Here is a 14,586-nt window from a genome sequence, read left to right as displayed (position 1 = left end):
AAAAGATGTATCTACTAGGTATTGATATTGGTACTTCATCTTGTAAGGTAGCTGTATTTACTGAGAATGGAGAGGCTGTGGCTCAAGCAACCAAAACCTATCCTGTTTTTCATCTGCAAGAGGGATGGGTCGAGCAAGACCCTGATGATTGGTGGCAAGGGGTCTGTCAATCAATAAAGGAGCTATTGGACAAGTCAAAAATTCAACCAGAAAAAATCGTCGGCATCGGGGTCGACGGACAAAGCTGGTCAGCGATTCCCATTTCAAATGATGGGACGCTTTTGCGTAATACCCCAATCTGGATGGACACACGAGCGCAGGAAATATGTGAAAATTTGAAGTGTACGATCGGAGAAGAAACACTATTCAATCTCAGCGGAAATCCGCTTCAACCTTCTTATACATTGCCAAAGGTTCTATGGTATCGTGATCATTTGCCTGAGCTATACCAACAAACCGCAAAGATTTTACAATCCAACAGCTATATCGTATATAAATTGACTGGAGAAATCACCCAAGATATCTCTCAAGGTTATGGCTATCAATGTTTTGATATGAAAAAAGGAGCTTGGGATAGAGAGCTATGTAAAGAAATGAATTTACGCGAGGATATCTTGCCAGAAATCGCTGCCTGCCATGAAATCGTTGGTAGAGTCACCAAGGAAGCCGCGCAACAAAGTGGCTTGCCAGCGGGAATTCCTGTGGTTGCTGGCGGTTTGGATTCTGCTTGCGGAACGCTTGGTGTCGGTGTGATCGCTAATGGAGAAACGCAAGAGCAGGGTGGTCAAGCAGGCGGGATGAGCATCTGTACGGACAAGTATCGTGCCGACAAACGCTTGATTCTGAGCTACCATGTCACTTCTAAAAACTGGCTGCTGCAAGGCGGAACAGTCGGAGGAGGCGGTGTTCTGAAATGGGTTGAAGAACAATTTGGGCAAACAGAACGGATCAACGCTGAAAAAAATGGAACGACTAGTTTTGAAGAAATGAATCTATTAGCTGAAAACATTAAAGCTGGGTCTGAAGGACTTGTTTTTCTGCCTTACATGGCGGGAGAACGATCGCCTATTTGGAATCCCAAAGCCAAAGGCGTTTACTACGGATTAGATTACAGCAAAACAAAAGATCATATGATTCGCGCAAGTATGGAAGGTGTCGCCTTTTCATTGAAGCATAATTTGGATGTCGCTGAGCAAGCGGGTACTGAAGTGAGTCGTTTGCGGGCGATGGGCGGCTCAGCCAATAGCCAGCTTTGGACTCAGATCAAGAGCGATGTGACCAATAAACCAATTGATGTACTTAATTCCGATACAGCGACTACTCTTGGCGCGGCGATGCTAGCGGGTGTGGCGGTGGGTGTTTATAAAGATTTTGAAGATGCTGTCGCAAAAACAGTACAAGTCAGAAGAAGCCATACCCCCAATTCCAATAATTCAGAAATTTATCGGAAGAATTATGAGTTATATCTGAAGCTGTATGAGCAGTTAAAGGGTGTCATGAAGTAATCGAAAAGAAGCAAACTGTAAACGCAGTTTGCTTCTTTTTTGTGGGTAATCAGTAATGCCATTCACAGTGTTCCTTGTATAAATAAAAGATTAATTTTTCATTAAATTTCCCTGAGTACACGCTTATCTATCGGTTAGAATAATAGTTAAGTAATGAATTGAAAGAGGCATTTATAGGCTGGAATTGGCTTCTTTTGAAAAGGCGAGGAGGACAGAGGTGGATGAGTTATGGTCAAACAATGGTGCCGAATAGTTTAATGGAGATTCGCGAAAATGAGTATAATTTGCAATTTAGTATAGGAGATAGAATTGATTTTCTTTTTAATGAAGATCGCTTCTTTTTATCTGGCACGATCATCAAGAAATATACGAATAGCTGTCTCGTTGATATCAGCAAGACGGTTGTGCTGTCGGAGAAGGAATTGGAATTTTATAATGGAAAAGTCGTGATCAATTACAAGAAAATCGAAGGAGTTAAATGGAATGAAAGAGCTTAGCTTTGAGGAATTAGAGTTACAGGTCCAAACGCTCTCATTTCAGATTGAAAGCTTGAAGAAGAATAGTGGGGTAAATAAAAAAACACTAAACGTTTTAGAAGCGGACTATCGACAGTATAAGAGCTTGTATGATGAAGCCGTGGGTAATCTAGCAGAAACGGTTTATCAAAATAACAGTTTTGGGGATTGGTAATGATCAACAATTTGCTGGTAAAGTCTTTTTGAATAATACTTAACGAACGTAAAGCCAAAAGACCATTTTACTTTCAAAATTGATAGTAAATAGTCATTTGGCTTTATTTTTGGATATATCAGTAACTAATCATACTGTTCAATCTCTGCTGTTTTCTGTTCAAAATCGATAAACAACTGGAATCCACGATCATCCTCATCCTGATCCCAGATCTCAACGAGTTTTGGCACGACTTCGATCAGGATTTCACTGTCTTTATGAGGATAAGCGTTGTAGCTTTTTTCCCAATATTTTTGATACAACGCTCGAAAGGAGTCATCCTCCTGATCAGCGACTAATCCATGATTAACCGCGATGCCTTCGATCTGAACACCCCAGTAGCAAATCGCCACCTGTGGATTCTCGATGAGTTGTTTGGTTTTACGAAAATTCTGATCGGTTTTAAACAAGATTTTGCCTTCATGAATAATGACACTGACGTTTCGTACCATGACGTGATCATTCAAACTGGTTGCTAAGGCCATAATCTTTTTTCGACCAAGTTTTTGATAAAATTGTTCAACAGCTGCTTGAAATTCCATTTATAAATACTCCCGTCTAAGAAAAATCGCACGCAAACGGTCTAGTGAGAAGTAGACGATTGCGGTCGTAACTCCGTATTTGAACAAGTTGAAGGGAACGATCCCGATAATTACAAGCTTCCAAACACTATCCACCATCGGATTGACTGCTTGCGTCATCGCGATGATCGCTTCCATCGACATCCCGTAAAGTTTGGTGTAAAAAGGAATGATGAAATACACATTTGAGAGGCACGCCACAAAGGTCACTAAGGCTGTTCCGGCCAGCATCCCTTTTAGAGCTGTTTTCTTGTTGGTCGACCGTTGATAAATCAAGCTGGCAGGCAAAATAAAACTAAGACTCAAAATAAAGTTTTGAATCTCGCCGGTGAACATTGAAGCAGTTCCGACTGTCGCCAGCTTGATCAAGAGCTTGATCAGCACGATAAAGATCCCCGAAACAGGCCCTAACAAAAATGTTCCTAACAATTCTGGAATACCTGCCAAATCAAAATCCATAAAGGGCGGCATAAACGGCAGCGGGAACTTGAAGAGCATCAGTACATAAGAGAGAGCACCAAAAATTGCGATCATGACTAGTTTTCTTGCAGTAAATTTCATTTCAACACACCTTTCTTAAAACATAAAAAAGAACCTTACAACAACATTTGCAAGGCACAGTCAAAGTAGAAAAAGGTGTAGTTGATTGATTCAAATAGGGTTTGTCATCTGAAGGATCAACAAACACACGCTTTTCTTCTTCCATCCAGACTGTACTGTCGGTCCCAGAATTGCACTGAGTCAGCCAAAAGGCTCGCGGACTATCACCGCCGGTCGGGAATTAAACCCTGCCCTGAAGAACTTATTGTGTTTATTTTCACATGGTTTCAGTGGAAATGCAAGCCTTTTTTTGGAATTCAAAGTAACTAGCTGAAGCCTGCATTACATAAGTTTTAGAAAAGTATCATACAAGAACGGATCTAAATCATTGATATATCATGTTCCAATAAGCATCTGGCACATTTATTTCTCGAACTTTTTTCCAGCCTTCCTTTTCATAAAAAGCCAATGCGGAAGTGTTCCGTGACAAACATTTCAGTTTCATTGGTAACTCTAAGTGGTGCTTCGCTTCTTCCAAAAGCAGATGACCAGCTCCTTGTCCTTTGTAGTGGACATCAACAAATAGGCAATGAATGAAGTTATCTGGAACATATAAAGAAATAAAGCCAATGACTGTTTCTTCGACTTCTGCAACGAAGACAAGTTCAGCCTCCGTGTCACGATCGAAATCTTCTAAATGCATCAACTCGGGATCATCCCAATAAAAGGTTGTACGCCGACTTTCTAGATATAATTGTCTAAGTCTTGGCTTATCTTGAAGGGTCATTTCACGAATGTGAATCAAGTACATCATCCTTTCTATAAACTATCTTGAAAATAAGAAATTCCCAAACTTACTTTAGCATATTATAGTGGAAAGTTTGAATGATTTTGGTCTCTAATTGCTGATAAATAGAAGAACTAGAAAAACTCCGACCAAATAACTAGATGAAAAATACACCTTTCGCCCTATGACGAATCAAAGAAGATTGAGCATAATATAGACATAAGATAAAAACACATCGCGAGTGGGAAAAACAAAATACATTCAAATCGGGTTCCAAAAAAGTGTTTTTGGGAAAAGGAGAAAATTAAAATGGAAAAATTGACGAAATCACAAAACAATCGAGTATTAACAGGGACGTTAGCCGGAATTGCGGACTATTTTGGAATTGATCCTACGACTGTACGTGTCATCTTTGTCTTCCTAAGCTTTTTCTTAGAAGGCGCACCAATTCTACTTTATCTATTGCTTATGCTGCTTGTTCCTAAAGCAGAAACTGAGAGCCGAGCGTACCAACAACCCTATGAATCTTCAACTGGTAATCAAGCCAAACAAGCCGAAACAGTTGCAGACGATACATGGAGCGATTTCTAATTAGAAAAACAACGCTTAAATCTTAAGCTTAAAATATAAATCCGAAGAGTGAACTGACAAAAACAGTTCACTCTTTTTGTCAGTCCGACTTTTCGCAGTTTATTAGGTGTAAAAAAGGATCAAGAATTTTATTCTAAAACGTTTGAAAATGTGTAGTCGGAGGATATGCGAAGCGAAAATATCCTCATTTTTCTGGTTTTTAGAAAAATGAAGTCACTAAAATGAGCTAGCTGCGAGTCAAACTTTTGCAGTTTGTTTGGTTCAAGTGAAGAACAGACATCTCACTTGAATTATTGATTGAGTAATATAGTTTGAACGTATGCGTGACGAGAATAAAATGAATTTTTTCAATTGAAACGAATTAGCTACGAGTCAAATTTTTTGCAATTTCTACTTTTTAGAAAACGAACTAACAGCAATAATGAAAATTATTCTTTGAAATATAGTCCTTTCGACCCATGACGTGGTGACGAGGGTTGTGCATAATAGACTCATAGAACATTTCGTCGAGGAGAGATTATCATGAACGAACGACAAAAAATTTTAGAATCTATCAAAAAAGGAATATTATCGCCAGAGGAAGGCTTGGATTTATTAGAGAGTCTTGGTTTAAATGAAGAAACAACATCAGAAACAGCATCAAAGACTGAAGAAAAACCAATAGTTGAAGAGTCATCAGAAACTGAAATATTAGAAGAACCCGTAAATAAACCAGAACACGAAGAAACATTCCAGCAAGAGATTGAGCCTGAACCAGAACTCGAATCAGACGGCTTTATGGAATCTGTTGAAGATGAAAAAAACACAGAGATGGAAGAGAACTCAGAATTCGAGAACGAAGAAACAATTAATGAAGGATCTGAACGGGAGCTAACAGACGACGAATATCTGGATCAGTCAGCATTCGAAGAGCTAGCAGAGGCCGAAACGGAATTGGAGCTAGAACTAGAACCAGAAACACCAGATGTAGAAATATCAGAAAAGCCGCAGCCTTCTGACAGTGTATCCAGCATGATTGATGAATGGGAAAATAAGGAGCCAGAACCAAAAGAAAAAGATCCAGTACGATCAAAAATTGATGAGTTCGATGAAGCGTTGCAGACAAAAATAGAAGCATTGCGGGAGAAAAAAGAAGAATTTAGAGAACTGAATCTTGAAGCTGAGCTGGGGATCATTTCAGCAGAAAATGAAGTGATCTATAATCAAATGAAGATCGAGCTGAAGGAACTGGAAGAAGAAATCGAATTATTGAAGCATGAGCGTCGAGCGATTGACGCAGATATGTTTACTTCACCGGAAGGGCCTTATGTATCGGATGGATTTTTTGAAGTTCCGGATGATTTTGAAGAACAAAAATATCGTCCAATGGATCGTCCCCATGAAGAACCCACTGATTTGGCCAGCCGTATCGCCCGGATGGTAACAAGAACAACCGAGAGAGTTTCGGACAAGGTAGCAAATGATTTCGACTGGAAAAAGATGAATCCAAAATTTTATGGAACAGCAAAAACACATTTCAGTCATCAATTTACCTTTGAAGACATAGACGCCAAAACTATCGATATCAAGTTGGCGAAGGGAAAAGTAATTTTGAAAACTTGGGAAGACGAGACGATCAATGATATAAAGGTTGAGGCAACAGTCGCTCTTCTAGGTAATATGGATGAGCCAGATCCAATCGACGCCTTTCTAGAACGCAGCCATATTGATATTAATAACTATCAAATACTTTTTCATGTACCAAATAAACGGGTTGACGCCAAATTGACCTTCTATTTACCAAAACGTCAATACAATCATCTTTCTGTTCGATTACTGACAGGTGACTTGATGATTGAAGAACTTGTAGCTAAGAATGCTTCGATTAAAGCAACGAATGGAACAATGTTGATTAAAGAACTTGATGCGTCGATGTTGGAATTTGAAGGAACCAATAATGATGTAGAAATTCGCGAAGGTAAGATTACGAACGCGTTGATCGAGACAGTGACTGGCACGATCATTTCAAAAGCAGCTGTTGTGCGGTCAGAATATTCCTTGATCAATGGAGATATCAAAATAACCGCAGGCAATGAGAATTTGAAAAAAATCGAAGCCCAATCCGTCAATGGCAATGTCAAAGTATCATTGCCGCAAACTGTGGGTATCGAGGGTGTAGCGAAAACAGGAATTGGTACGATTAATTATCGTTTCGCCAATTGTGAAACTGTACAGAAAAGAAATGGAAATACCCAGAAAGTATTGCATTTTCAACGAGCTGCAGGAGAGACGGCCGAAATAGAGGTTTCTTCAAAAGCTGGTAATATCTTCCTGAAGGACTATGACAACTAGAGGAGAAAACTTATATGAGAAAAAGAATGACAAAATCACAGACAAACCGAATGCTCACTGGAACAATCGGAGGGATTGCTGAATATTTTGGGATTGATCCGACCATTGCACGGGTAATCTTTGTTTTTATCAGTGTAATCCTGGTAGGTGCACCAGTATTTCTCTATATACTACTGGCATTAATCATTCCAAGAGCTGACAGTAGCAGAGGAAATAATTACCAACAATACAATTATGAACGTCCGAAACAGTCGAAAAAGCAGCGTAAAAAAGCTGAAGTAGTCGATGAAGAAAATTGGAGTGACTTTTAGTCGCTAAAAAAAAAATTACTTGATCCAACAAGACATTTCTTGATTTTTGAGAAATGTCTTTTTTTGACGTCACAATTAGATATCCGCTGTTATTTTATCGCTGTTTTATAGGTGGCTATAGTATTAAGAGCTGAGATGTGAGAGAAAAATCCTTTTTTATTGTAATCTGATAAAAATGGTCAAAAATACTACATCCATTCGTTGAAAAAGAGTAAAATAAAAAGAGCAAAATTTTAAAATCAAAAAACGTTATTTAATTTAAAATTTTTGAATTCACGCTTTAGGATTGTTAGAAGTATGATACCGTACAAAAGTATCATTGTTAACGAAGTTGGAGGAGATAGGATGGATTTTCGACAGGTTTTAGGAACAAGCAACAGACGTCGATTAGAACTAATCGAACTGTTGTATTATAACCGACAAGGGGTGTCGAGCGATGCAATTCTCAACGAATTAGATTGTTCGTTACCGATTTTATTGAATGATATTAGTCTCATCAATGACTTGCAGGACGATTTTATTGTTGAGAAGTCTAAAGGATTGCATCGGGTGAAGCTTAAGGAAGGGATCAGCATTGGAAAACTATATGCTGAGGCATTGACCCATTCTCTTGAATTCAAGATTCTTGAACATTTGTTATACGAGAGCAGTGATAACATCGAAGGATTATCAAAACACTTATATTTGAGTTCTTCCAATACTCAACGTTACTTAAAAAAAATAGAGAACGATTTAAAACGTGTAGGTATTCAACTATGCTATCGCCCCTTGCGTATTGTGGGGAAAGAAAGTGTGATTCGGCATTTTTACTACCGTTATTTTATTGAGAAACACTATACGTTAAAGACAGTCTTGCCAGATTTGAGTGAGGGCCATCTGAAAACGATCAAAAATTTCGTTTTAGAGTTTATTAAGACAAATGATATGAAAAATCAACATATTTTTCAAAAGCGCTTGGCTTATAATTTTTTTATCAGTTTGTGGCGAATAAAAAATAAACATCATTATCCTCAAGAAGAACTCCGAACGAAACCTTTAGTATTGCCAGAAGGAAAAACAGTGGAAGAACTCAGCTTAATGATTAAGGAAGTTTTTCAGTTATCTATATCAGATGAACTGTTGCGGGATTGCTTATGGTTGTCTTTCACGGATTCACTTATTTTCAGCGAGAAGCATAGAAAGGCAGCGTTAAAGGACAATCCTAGATATAAACAGCTTTTTAAAATGCACATGGAGTTGACAGAAGAGTTTGCAAAGTTGCTGGGAGGCACATTGGACAAAGAACGAAAAATTGAGTTAACCACTGTTCTGTTGAATGCCACGTATCTTCTTGACGAAAAAGGCGACTTTCTATCCATTTTACGAAAAAATCGCACCATTTTTCTAGATATGGTCACTATTATGCATCAGCATGCGGTAGAGAAGGTAACGGACATTGTGGAAGCTTTTGTCAATAAGTACGCTATTTATCAGACGCAAGATTTTATTACAACTTACGTCTATCTTTTACTGACAGAGGAAGAAAAAAGTCTGGAGCTGCTGGCTTCTCAGGATGAGCCGCATCATCTATTATTAGTTTCCGATCTTACGCCAACAGAAGAAAAGTTTATTTCACGGGTGATTACCCAAATCGTTTACGGAAATTTTGAAATACACCATTTGGACGAATTATGGGATAGCCATGATGAGATGGTCGAGAAGGTCCTGTCTTATGACGGACTGATCACAACGGGGCCAAGAGAAGGCCTCCCCGAGGATTTTCCCTTCGTTTCAATGGACCCTTACGTAACACCGCAAGCAATTGTGGCAATTCAAAATCTCGTCAATGATTTATCCGAAAGAAAGCGACATGTTCAACTTTCTGGAAATAGTATCAATGAATAGTAAAAATCAGGTATCACTCAAAAAAAGGGGTACCTGAATTTTTTTATAGAAAGAATCTGTTTTTGAGAAGCTAGTCGCATTGAAGAAGGGCAAGCCAATATTTTTTATACGGATTCAGATTCTATTTATCAGTTCTATTGTCATCTTGGATTCGAAATTTTAGACAAAAAGCTATTTGTATGGCGATAAACAAAAGAGAAATCACATTGACCAGTTTTTGTCGTATAAGAAACTGCAATCTAGAATAGATTAGTTTTAAAATAACGATTAATTTTTTTAATCGATTCATTTTGGAAGTCTTTTACTGATTTTTATAGTTAAATGAATAACTAAAAAATTTTCACAATGAACCTTCATTTTCCGTTACTTTTCGCTTGAAAAATTAGTTATCGTGAGTAAAATTATAAGTGAAGGAAGATAAAAAAAAGAAAGGAATGGTCAAAATGGCTAACAACATGATTCCTCGTCGCTCTGATTTATTCGACATGACACCTTTCAATTTTTTTGAGGACTTTGGACGGAATTTTTTTGAAGGGTTCAAGGGCAATATGGTCAAGACGGATATCCACGAAACAGACACTGAGTATTTGTTGGAGGCAGAATTACCTGGAATTCCTAAGGAAAACATTCAAATCAATTATGAAAATGGTGTGTTGACGATTGAAGGAAAACACCAAACAGATACTCAAACAGAAGATGACAAAGGAAATTTGGTTAGAAGCGAACGAAGCTTCAGCAGTGTTCGCCGACAATTTGCGATTAGAAATGTGAGAGAAGAAGATATTAAAGCTGAGTATAAGGACGGTATTTTGAAAGTTACTTTGCCAAAATCAGCGGAAAAATTGGAGCGGAAGACCGCTATTCCAATTGAGTAGAATGATGAATAGCCTTCAGATTCCAGTTATCGGAATCTGAGGGCTATTTTACTACTTATGCTTAATCCTGTTTGAACGATATTCACATCAATCAAAAAAGTATCATCAGATTTTTTCTCAGCCGGTTGAGTAATGTGAGTCAACTGGCAGATTTAATTGCGTAAAAGGCTTCTAGTGAAGCAACTGGAACGGTTCTTAACTAAATATTGCATTGATAAAATCTGCAAAGATCTCGAATGGAATGTAGGCAAATGAAATGATCATGTCAATAAAACCGGTGATCATATCTATAAAAAATTGAAAGAAAGCATCGAGCATAGTATTCTCCTCCTTTAGAAAATCATATCAGAAAAGAAGCGAGAATATAGCGATCTGACAATACTGTTAGTCAACTGTAAGAAGCGGTAAGAAGGCCTCAATTAAAAAGTGCTCCAGCAAATTTGCTGATTTAAATATGGAAGAGCATCAGTATATGGTTGGAAAACGAGAAGCATATCACATTCATCATTGATAAGAATTTCGTTATCGACATCCTTAAATAAATAACTAGTGACAGCATAGCTGCCATTCTCAAGCTCAATTTTGAACTGAGCACAATCCTGATCAGGGATAAACTCATCTGAAAATTGAGCAGCCATCGTTAGATTTGTATAATCGATCAAATAAAGTGAGCCATCTGTAACCGTGATGTAATTCACGGTTTTCTTTAGATACTTTTTGACAGTAACAGAATCATGAGTGATAGCGATTCTCCAATCAGCTTCGATTCCTTCACCAGTCATTTGATACATCAAGATATTCCCTTTTTGCTGTTGCGTGATGACATGAGGAATTAAATCGGAAATTAAATCCCAGTCTTCATCAATAAAGCTCTCATAAGATTGAGCATTGACTAGACTGATAAAATTCGTATCTCCAATAGTAAAATCAAAATTTTGCATATTTCCGACTCCTTTTCATTAATTGTGACGGCCAGTATTGGTCATGATTTACTCATGCCTTCTATTTTTCATTCCTTTGTTTAATAAGATATAAAAACTGATAAGACTTAGAATCATACAGATTGCCACAATTATTTTCCCAAAATTACTTATCAAAAATCCCTGAGAAAAAGGGATTCTGTAGAGAATACCAATTATCGCTGCCGTAAGCAGAACAGGAATAAAAGGAATTAAGTCTTTTTTGTCTGTTTGGCGGAGAAAGAAAACACCACAGATCACAGTAATAACACTGATTATTGTGATTCCGACTAGACCTTCAGTGTTGAAGGTCAGACTGGTATCTAGAAAGATTGATAGACTGATTCCAAGAATCGCAAAAAAAATCGTTAGAAAGATTGCCAGATATTTCTTGAAGGTTCGTTTAGTCGTATACGCATCATTTCCGATTTGCCATACAATTATTATTGCAAGGATAGTCCAATAGATGCCGCCGATCACTAATTTTCCCACATCAAATAATGCATCTGGAGAAGCAAGTGTCGGAATCACAGTAATAAGAGCGTAAACAAATAAAACAGCGACAACCAAGTGAACCCCATCTTTAATACTGGTGGGGACTTCTTTTAGCAGATCATCAGCGATTTCTTTAGGCTGCTTGCCGAAATAATCTTCAGCCGTTTCTCCATTTTCCTGAGCATCGAGAATATCCTGAAGGATTTCTAATAGTGCTTCTTCTAATACGTTTTCGTCTTTGAGAAAGGATCTGCTTCTAACGTAGAGCAATAAGTTTCCATAATAGTCGTCATTGACTGGATTTAAAAATTCTTGTAATTTCGCGTTTTCTTTTATAGGCGATGACTTTTTCATTTTATTCATTCTCCTCTAATAGCTTTGCAACGTTCCCCGACAAAAATACCCACTGCTTGATAAACGATTCCTTTTCGTTGAGACCATTTTCTGTCAAATGGTAATACTTTCTTTGCGGCCCCTCGTCAGAAGCACGCATTTCACCGACAATTAATCCTTTTTTATCCATATTCATTAATAGGGGATAGATGGTTCCTTTAGGGATACTGTCAAATCCGAAGTGTTGCAGCTCTTCACTAATTTTGTAGCCATATAACTCCTTTTTGGACAGAATAATCAAAATACAGCCCATCAAAATTCCTTTAAGCATTTGAGATGAAACCTGTTGATTCATGCGTGTCCCTCTTTCTACTAGTTTGCTTAACAATATAGTAAAGTATTTTCAACTATATTGCAATGCAAACTAGCAGAATAATCTTTACGTTCAGGACAGAAAAATAACCGTTTAGGATAGTTTGAACTTATTGCATCGAAATTCCTTTATAGTGTTAGCTATAGGAGAAGGCGTATTTTAGAAAGAAGGGAAGAGATCTTTTGGTAAGGGAAACAAGTAGAATAAAGCAGCTAAATCATAAAGTATTGCGGAGTTTGCAAAATCTTACAAAGAAACGGAAACGTTTGCTATTTTGTCTGCTGATTTTATGTGTATTCTGTTTATTTGGCTTTCTCAATGCCTATGCTGTCAATAACCCGACTTGGTTAGAAGGAACTTGGTCAAATCAGTCGGTGAAATATTCAATCAAAGCAAAAAGTAATGACCACAGATGTTGGAATATCAGACAAAATGGTTACATTCTAATGAAAGATGCGAAAATCACAGCAAACTCTTCAAAGAGAAATATTATCCTAACCAGAGAAGATAGCCAAACAGAATACCATATCGTCAAGCTGGAAAAAGACCGATTAGAATTGCAAATTTTTAACAATCAAAAGAAAATTAAAGCAATCAAGCTGAAAAAAGTTAAATGATATTTTTACTTTATTAAAATTATGGGATAAAAATATTGCATTCTATCTTTTCTTTTCTTCAAATTTGTTTACAATAAAGAATGTGAGAATGAAACTGCCTCTTAACATCTAAACTCTCTTTCTAACCCGGTAGTTTTATTTTTATAGGTAGTTTTTTTGAGGTATTTGAGAAATGCTGGACTTGCAATAAGCAGTCTCCAACAAAATGACACCTTGCCCTACGAAGAGCAGTGAGGAGCCATTTACTTCTCGCTACGAAGTCGATTGATTCGTCACTCTCTAGTAAGACAAAAGTATAAGCTATTCACAGCCTTGGACTTTCAAATAAGAAAGTCCAAGGTTTTTACTATTAAGCGAAGAAATATGTCTGGCTAACAGAAAAAAATTGCAAGTTGTTCGGACATATATAGTAATCCTTGATCCTTTCTGTTAATCTGTATACAAAGACTAACGGAAAAGAAAGGAGAAACTATGAATCAATCAAAATATCAAACAATCGCCGATGAATTGAAATCAAAAATTCTTTCAGGCGAATATCCAGAAAATACAACAATCCCTCCCGAACTACAATTGCAAAAGGATTATCAGGTCAGCCGACATACGATTCGGCAAGCAATTGCCTTATTAGCGAATGAAGGCTTTCTTAGAAAGGAGAAGGGTTCAGGAACCTATGTAGACGTGAAATATAGGCGTGGGGAAAATACAAACTCCGCTCACAAGACCATCGGCGTGGTCACCACCTACTTATCAGATTACATATTTCCTTCGATCATTCGTGGTATCGAAAAAACATTACGGGAAAAAGGTTATTCGTTATTATTAGCCAGCACCAACAATGATTTTCAGCAGGAGAAGGAATGTATTGAGAAGATGATTACCCAAGGAGTGGAAGGGTTGATTGTTGAACCAACAAAAAGTAATCAATACAATCCAAATTTGGCTTTGTATGTTCGATTAAAGGAACAGGGAATTCCAATGGTGATGATCAATGCGGTCTATGAAGAAATCAGCGCGCCATATATTTGTGTCAATGATGTCGCCAGCGGGTATCTAGCAACAGAGTACCTAATTAAAAAGAATCATAAAAAACTGTTGCTAATAACGAAGATCGATGACCTACAAGGGAAATATAGGATGAAAGGATTTATCAAAGCCTGCGAAGAGTACGGCATCCAATTTTCTCCAGAGGATATTATTACCTATGAGACCGAAACGAGAAAGGACGTCTATGAGCAGGTAATAGCACGTCTAGAGTCAGAATTACTTACAGGCATTGTGTGTTATAACGACCAGATCGCTAGTGGATTAGTAGATCAGCTAACCGCAGCTAAGTTCAAGATTCCAGAGGAGCTATCGATTGTCGGGAATGATGATTCAGCTTTAAGCAAGCTCGGAAATGTTAAGCTGACTACATTGAATCATCCGAAAGACCAAATGGGACATGATGCGGCAAACTGGATCATTGAGGCGATTGAAGAAGGACACGATCCAGAGAATATTCTATATGAACCTACATTGATCGAACGTGATTCAGTGAAACAATTATAATAAGTTGGGAAAAACAGCTCATTTCGGTGAGTTGTTTTTTTGTTGACCGGAATATTTGTACGAACAAAACATAAGATTTTAATTGACGTGTACGTACACAAAATGTATGATAACGGTAACAAAAGAG

At 37.6% G+C, this 14,586-nt stretch carries 16 protein-coding genes and 1 riboswitch; of the genes, 10 read left to right on the top strand and 6 right to left on the bottom strand.

Features of this window, described 5'->3' with window-relative positions; all coding sequences use genetic code 11:
- The first annotated feature begins 5 nt into the window (after positions 1-5).
- The 3 genes from xylB (at position 6) to AUF14_RS21655 (ending at position 2,195) form a co-directional block, all read left to right on the top strand.
- Positions 6-1,505 (top strand): xylulokinase, encoded by a 1,500-nt coding sequence (gene xylB / locus AUF14_RS21665; protein ID WP_070504778.1) that lies wholly within the window; start codon positions 6-8, stop codon positions 1,503-1,505.
- 221 nt (positions 1,506-1,726) lie between these two features.
- Complete coding sequence (locus AUF14_RS21660; RefSeq protein WP_070504781.1) at positions 1,727-2,002, top strand: DUF2187 domain-containing protein; 276 nt, start codon at positions 1,727-1,729, stop codon at positions 2,000-2,002.
- Entirely contained in the window at positions 1,989-2,195 is a 207-nt protein-coding gene (locus AUF14_RS21655) for a hypothetical protein (RefSeq protein WP_070504784.1), read from the top strand. The genes AUF14_RS21660 and AUF14_RS21655 overlap by 14 nt, the downstream gene beginning before the upstream one ends.
- A 125-nt stretch (positions 2,196-2,320) precedes the next feature.
- On the opposite strand, the gene AUF14_RS21650 is transcribed toward AUF14_RS21655, so the two are convergent.
- The 3 genes from AUF14_RS21650 to AUF14_RS21640 all read right to left on the bottom strand — a co-directional run bounded on the left by AUF14_RS21650 (position 2,321) and on the right by AUF14_RS21640 (position 4,169).
- Positions 2,321-2,776 carry a pyridoxamine 5'-phosphate oxidase family protein gene (locus tag AUF14_RS21650; RefSeq protein WP_070504787.1) on the bottom strand — a complete coding sequence of 152 codons (456 nt, stop codon included), beginning with the start codon at positions 2,774-2,776 and terminating at the stop codon, positions 2,321-2,323.
- Entirely contained in the window at positions 2,777-3,376 is a 600-nt protein-coding gene (locus tag AUF14_RS21645) for an ECF transporter S component (protein ID WP_070504788.1), read from the bottom strand.
- A gap of 129 nt (positions 3,377-3,505) precedes the next feature.
- A riboswitch (FMN riboswitch) is annotated at positions 3,506-3,620 on the bottom strand.
- 120 nt (positions 3,621-3,740) lie between these two features.
- The gene (locus AUF14_RS21640; RefSeq protein WP_227656422.1) at positions 3,741-4,169 is read right to left on the bottom strand and encodes a GNAT family N-acetyltransferase; all 429 of its coding nucleotides are present in this window, start codon (positions 4,167-4,169) and stop codon (positions 3,741-3,743) included.
- Positions 4,170-4,451: 282 nt separating this feature from the next.
- Between AUF14_RS21640 and AUF14_RS21635 the strand changes: the two genes are divergently transcribed.
- From AUF14_RS21635 to AUF14_RS21615, 5 genes are all read left to right on the top strand, one after another.
- The gene (locus AUF14_RS21635) at positions 4,452-4,733 is read left to right on the top strand and encodes a PspC domain-containing protein (RefSeq protein ID WP_102866641.1); all 282 of its coding nucleotides are present in this window, start codon (positions 4,452-4,454) and stop codon (positions 4,731-4,733) included.
- 522 nt (positions 4,734-5,255) lie between these two features.
- Positions 5,256-7,064 (top strand): daptomycin-sensing surface protein LiaX, encoded by a 1,809-nt coding sequence (gene liaX, locus AUF14_RS21630; RefSeq protein ID WP_070504793.1) that lies wholly within the window; start codon positions 5,256-5,258, stop codon positions 7,062-7,064.
- Between the two features lie 14 nt (positions 7,065-7,078).
- On the top strand, positions 7,079-7,375 hold the full coding sequence (locus AUF14_RS21625) for a PspC domain-containing protein (RefSeq protein ID WP_070504796.1): 297 nt from the start codon (positions 7,079-7,081) through the stop codon (positions 7,373-7,375).
- A gap of 345 nt (positions 7,376-7,720) precedes the next feature.
- Positions 7,721-9,259: a helix-turn-helix domain-containing protein gene (locus tag AUF14_RS21620; RefSeq protein WP_070504800.1), complete on the top strand. Its 1,539-nt coding sequence runs from the start codon at positions 7,721-7,723 to the stop codon at positions 9,257-9,259.
- 443 nt (positions 9,260-9,702) lie between these two features.
- On the top strand, positions 9,703-10,134 hold the full coding sequence (locus AUF14_RS21615; RefSeq protein WP_070504849.1) for an Hsp20/alpha crystallin family protein: 432 nt from the start codon (positions 9,703-9,705) through the stop codon (positions 10,132-10,134).
- A gap of 419 nt (positions 10,135-10,553) precedes the next feature.
- Here the strand turns inward: AUF14_RS21615 and AUF14_RS21610 are convergent, their stop codons facing one another.
- From AUF14_RS21610 to AUF14_RS21600, 3 genes are read right to left on the bottom strand one after another with little or no spacing between them, the layout of a single operon-like run.
- Positions 10,554-11,075, bottom strand: a complete 522-nt coding sequence (locus AUF14_RS21610; protein ID WP_102866640.1) for a hypothetical protein — start codon at positions 11,073-11,075, stop codon at positions 10,554-10,556.
- A 48-nt stretch (positions 11,076-11,123) separates the two neighbouring features.
- On the bottom strand, positions 11,124-11,942 hold the full coding sequence (locus tag AUF14_RS21605) for a DUF1129 domain-containing protein (protein WP_070504806.1): 819 nt from the start codon (positions 11,940-11,942) through the stop codon (positions 11,124-11,126).
- Position 11,943: 1 nt separating this feature from the next.
- On the bottom strand, positions 11,944-12,276 hold the full coding sequence (locus AUF14_RS21600; protein WP_070504809.1) for a PadR family transcriptional regulator: 333 nt from the start codon (positions 12,274-12,276) through the stop codon (positions 11,944-11,946).
- Positions 12,277-12,530: 254 nt separating this feature from the next.
- Between AUF14_RS21600 and AUF14_RS21595 the strand changes: the two genes are divergently transcribed.
- A complete protein-coding gene (locus tag AUF14_RS21595) occupies positions 12,531-12,911 on the top strand; it encodes a hypothetical protein (protein ID WP_227656421.1) in 381 nt (126 codons plus the stop codon).
- A gap of 471 nt (positions 12,912-13,382) precedes the next feature.
- Entirely contained in the window at positions 13,383-14,459 is a 1,077-nt protein-coding gene (locus AUF14_RS21590; protein ID WP_070504812.1) for a GntR family transcriptional regulator, read from the top strand.
- Positions 14,460-14,586: the final 127 nt, after the last annotated feature.

This window comes from Enterococcus avium (assembly GCF_002891025.1).
In the GTDB taxonomy this organism is placed as follows: Bacteria; Bacillota; Bacilli; order Lactobacillales; family Enterococcaceae; genus Enterococcus_A; species Enterococcus_A avium.
Note: the sequence above shows the minus strand (reverse complement) of the source record. Positions and strands in the feature narration are given on the sequence as shown.

Coding starts and splice junctions, on each gene's coding strand:
- xylB (WP_070504778.1), top strand. CDS start 6: ATGTATCTACTAGGTATTGATATTGGTACTTCATCTTGTAAGGTAGCT.
- AUF14_RS21660 (WP_070504781.1), top strand. CDS start 1,727: ATGAGTTATGGTCAAACAATGGTGCCGAATAGTTTAATGGAGATTCGC.
- AUF14_RS21655 (WP_070504784.1), top strand. CDS start 1,989: ATGAAAGAGCTTAGCTTTGAGGAATTAGAGTTACAGGTCCAAACGCTC.
- AUF14_RS21650 (WP_070504787.1), bottom strand. CDS start 2,776: ATGGAATTTCAAGCAGCTGTTGAACAATTTTATCAAAAACTTGGTCGA.
- AUF14_RS21645 (WP_070504788.1), bottom strand. CDS start 3,376: ATGAAATTTACTGCAAGAAAACTAGTCATGATCGCAATTTTTGGTGCT.
- AUF14_RS21640 (WP_227656422.1), bottom strand. CDS start 4,169: ATGATGTACTTGATTCACATTCGTGAAATGACCCTTCAAGATAAGCCA.
- AUF14_RS21635 (WP_102866641.1), top strand. CDS start 4,452: ATGGAAAAATTGACGAAATCACAAAACAATCGAGTATTAACAGGGACG.
- liaX (WP_070504793.1), top strand. CDS start 5,256: ATGAACGAACGACAAAAAATTTTAGAATCTATCAAAAAAGGAATATTA.
- AUF14_RS21625 (WP_070504796.1), top strand. CDS start 7,079: ATGAGAAAAAGAATGACAAAATCACAGACAAACCGAATGCTCACTGGA.
- AUF14_RS21620 (WP_070504800.1), top strand. CDS start 7,721: ATGGATTTTCGACAGGTTTTAGGAACAAGCAACAGACGTCGATTAGAA.
- AUF14_RS21615 (WP_070504849.1), top strand. CDS start 9,703: ATGGCTAACAACATGATTCCTCGTCGCTCTGATTTATTCGACATGACA.
- AUF14_RS21610 (WP_102866640.1), bottom strand. CDS start 11,075: ATGCAAAATTTTGATTTTACTATTGGAGATACGAATTTTATCAGTCTA.
- AUF14_RS21605 (WP_070504806.1), bottom strand. CDS start 11,942: ATGAAAAAGTCATCGCCTATAAAAGAAAACGCGAAATTACAAGAATTT.
- AUF14_RS21600 (WP_070504809.1), bottom strand. CDS start 12,276: ATGAATCAACAGGTTTCATCTCAAATGCTTAAAGGAATTTTGATGGGC.
- AUF14_RS21590 (WP_070504812.1), top strand. CDS start 13,383: ATGAATCAATCAAAATATCAAACAATCGCCGATGAATTGAAATCAAAA.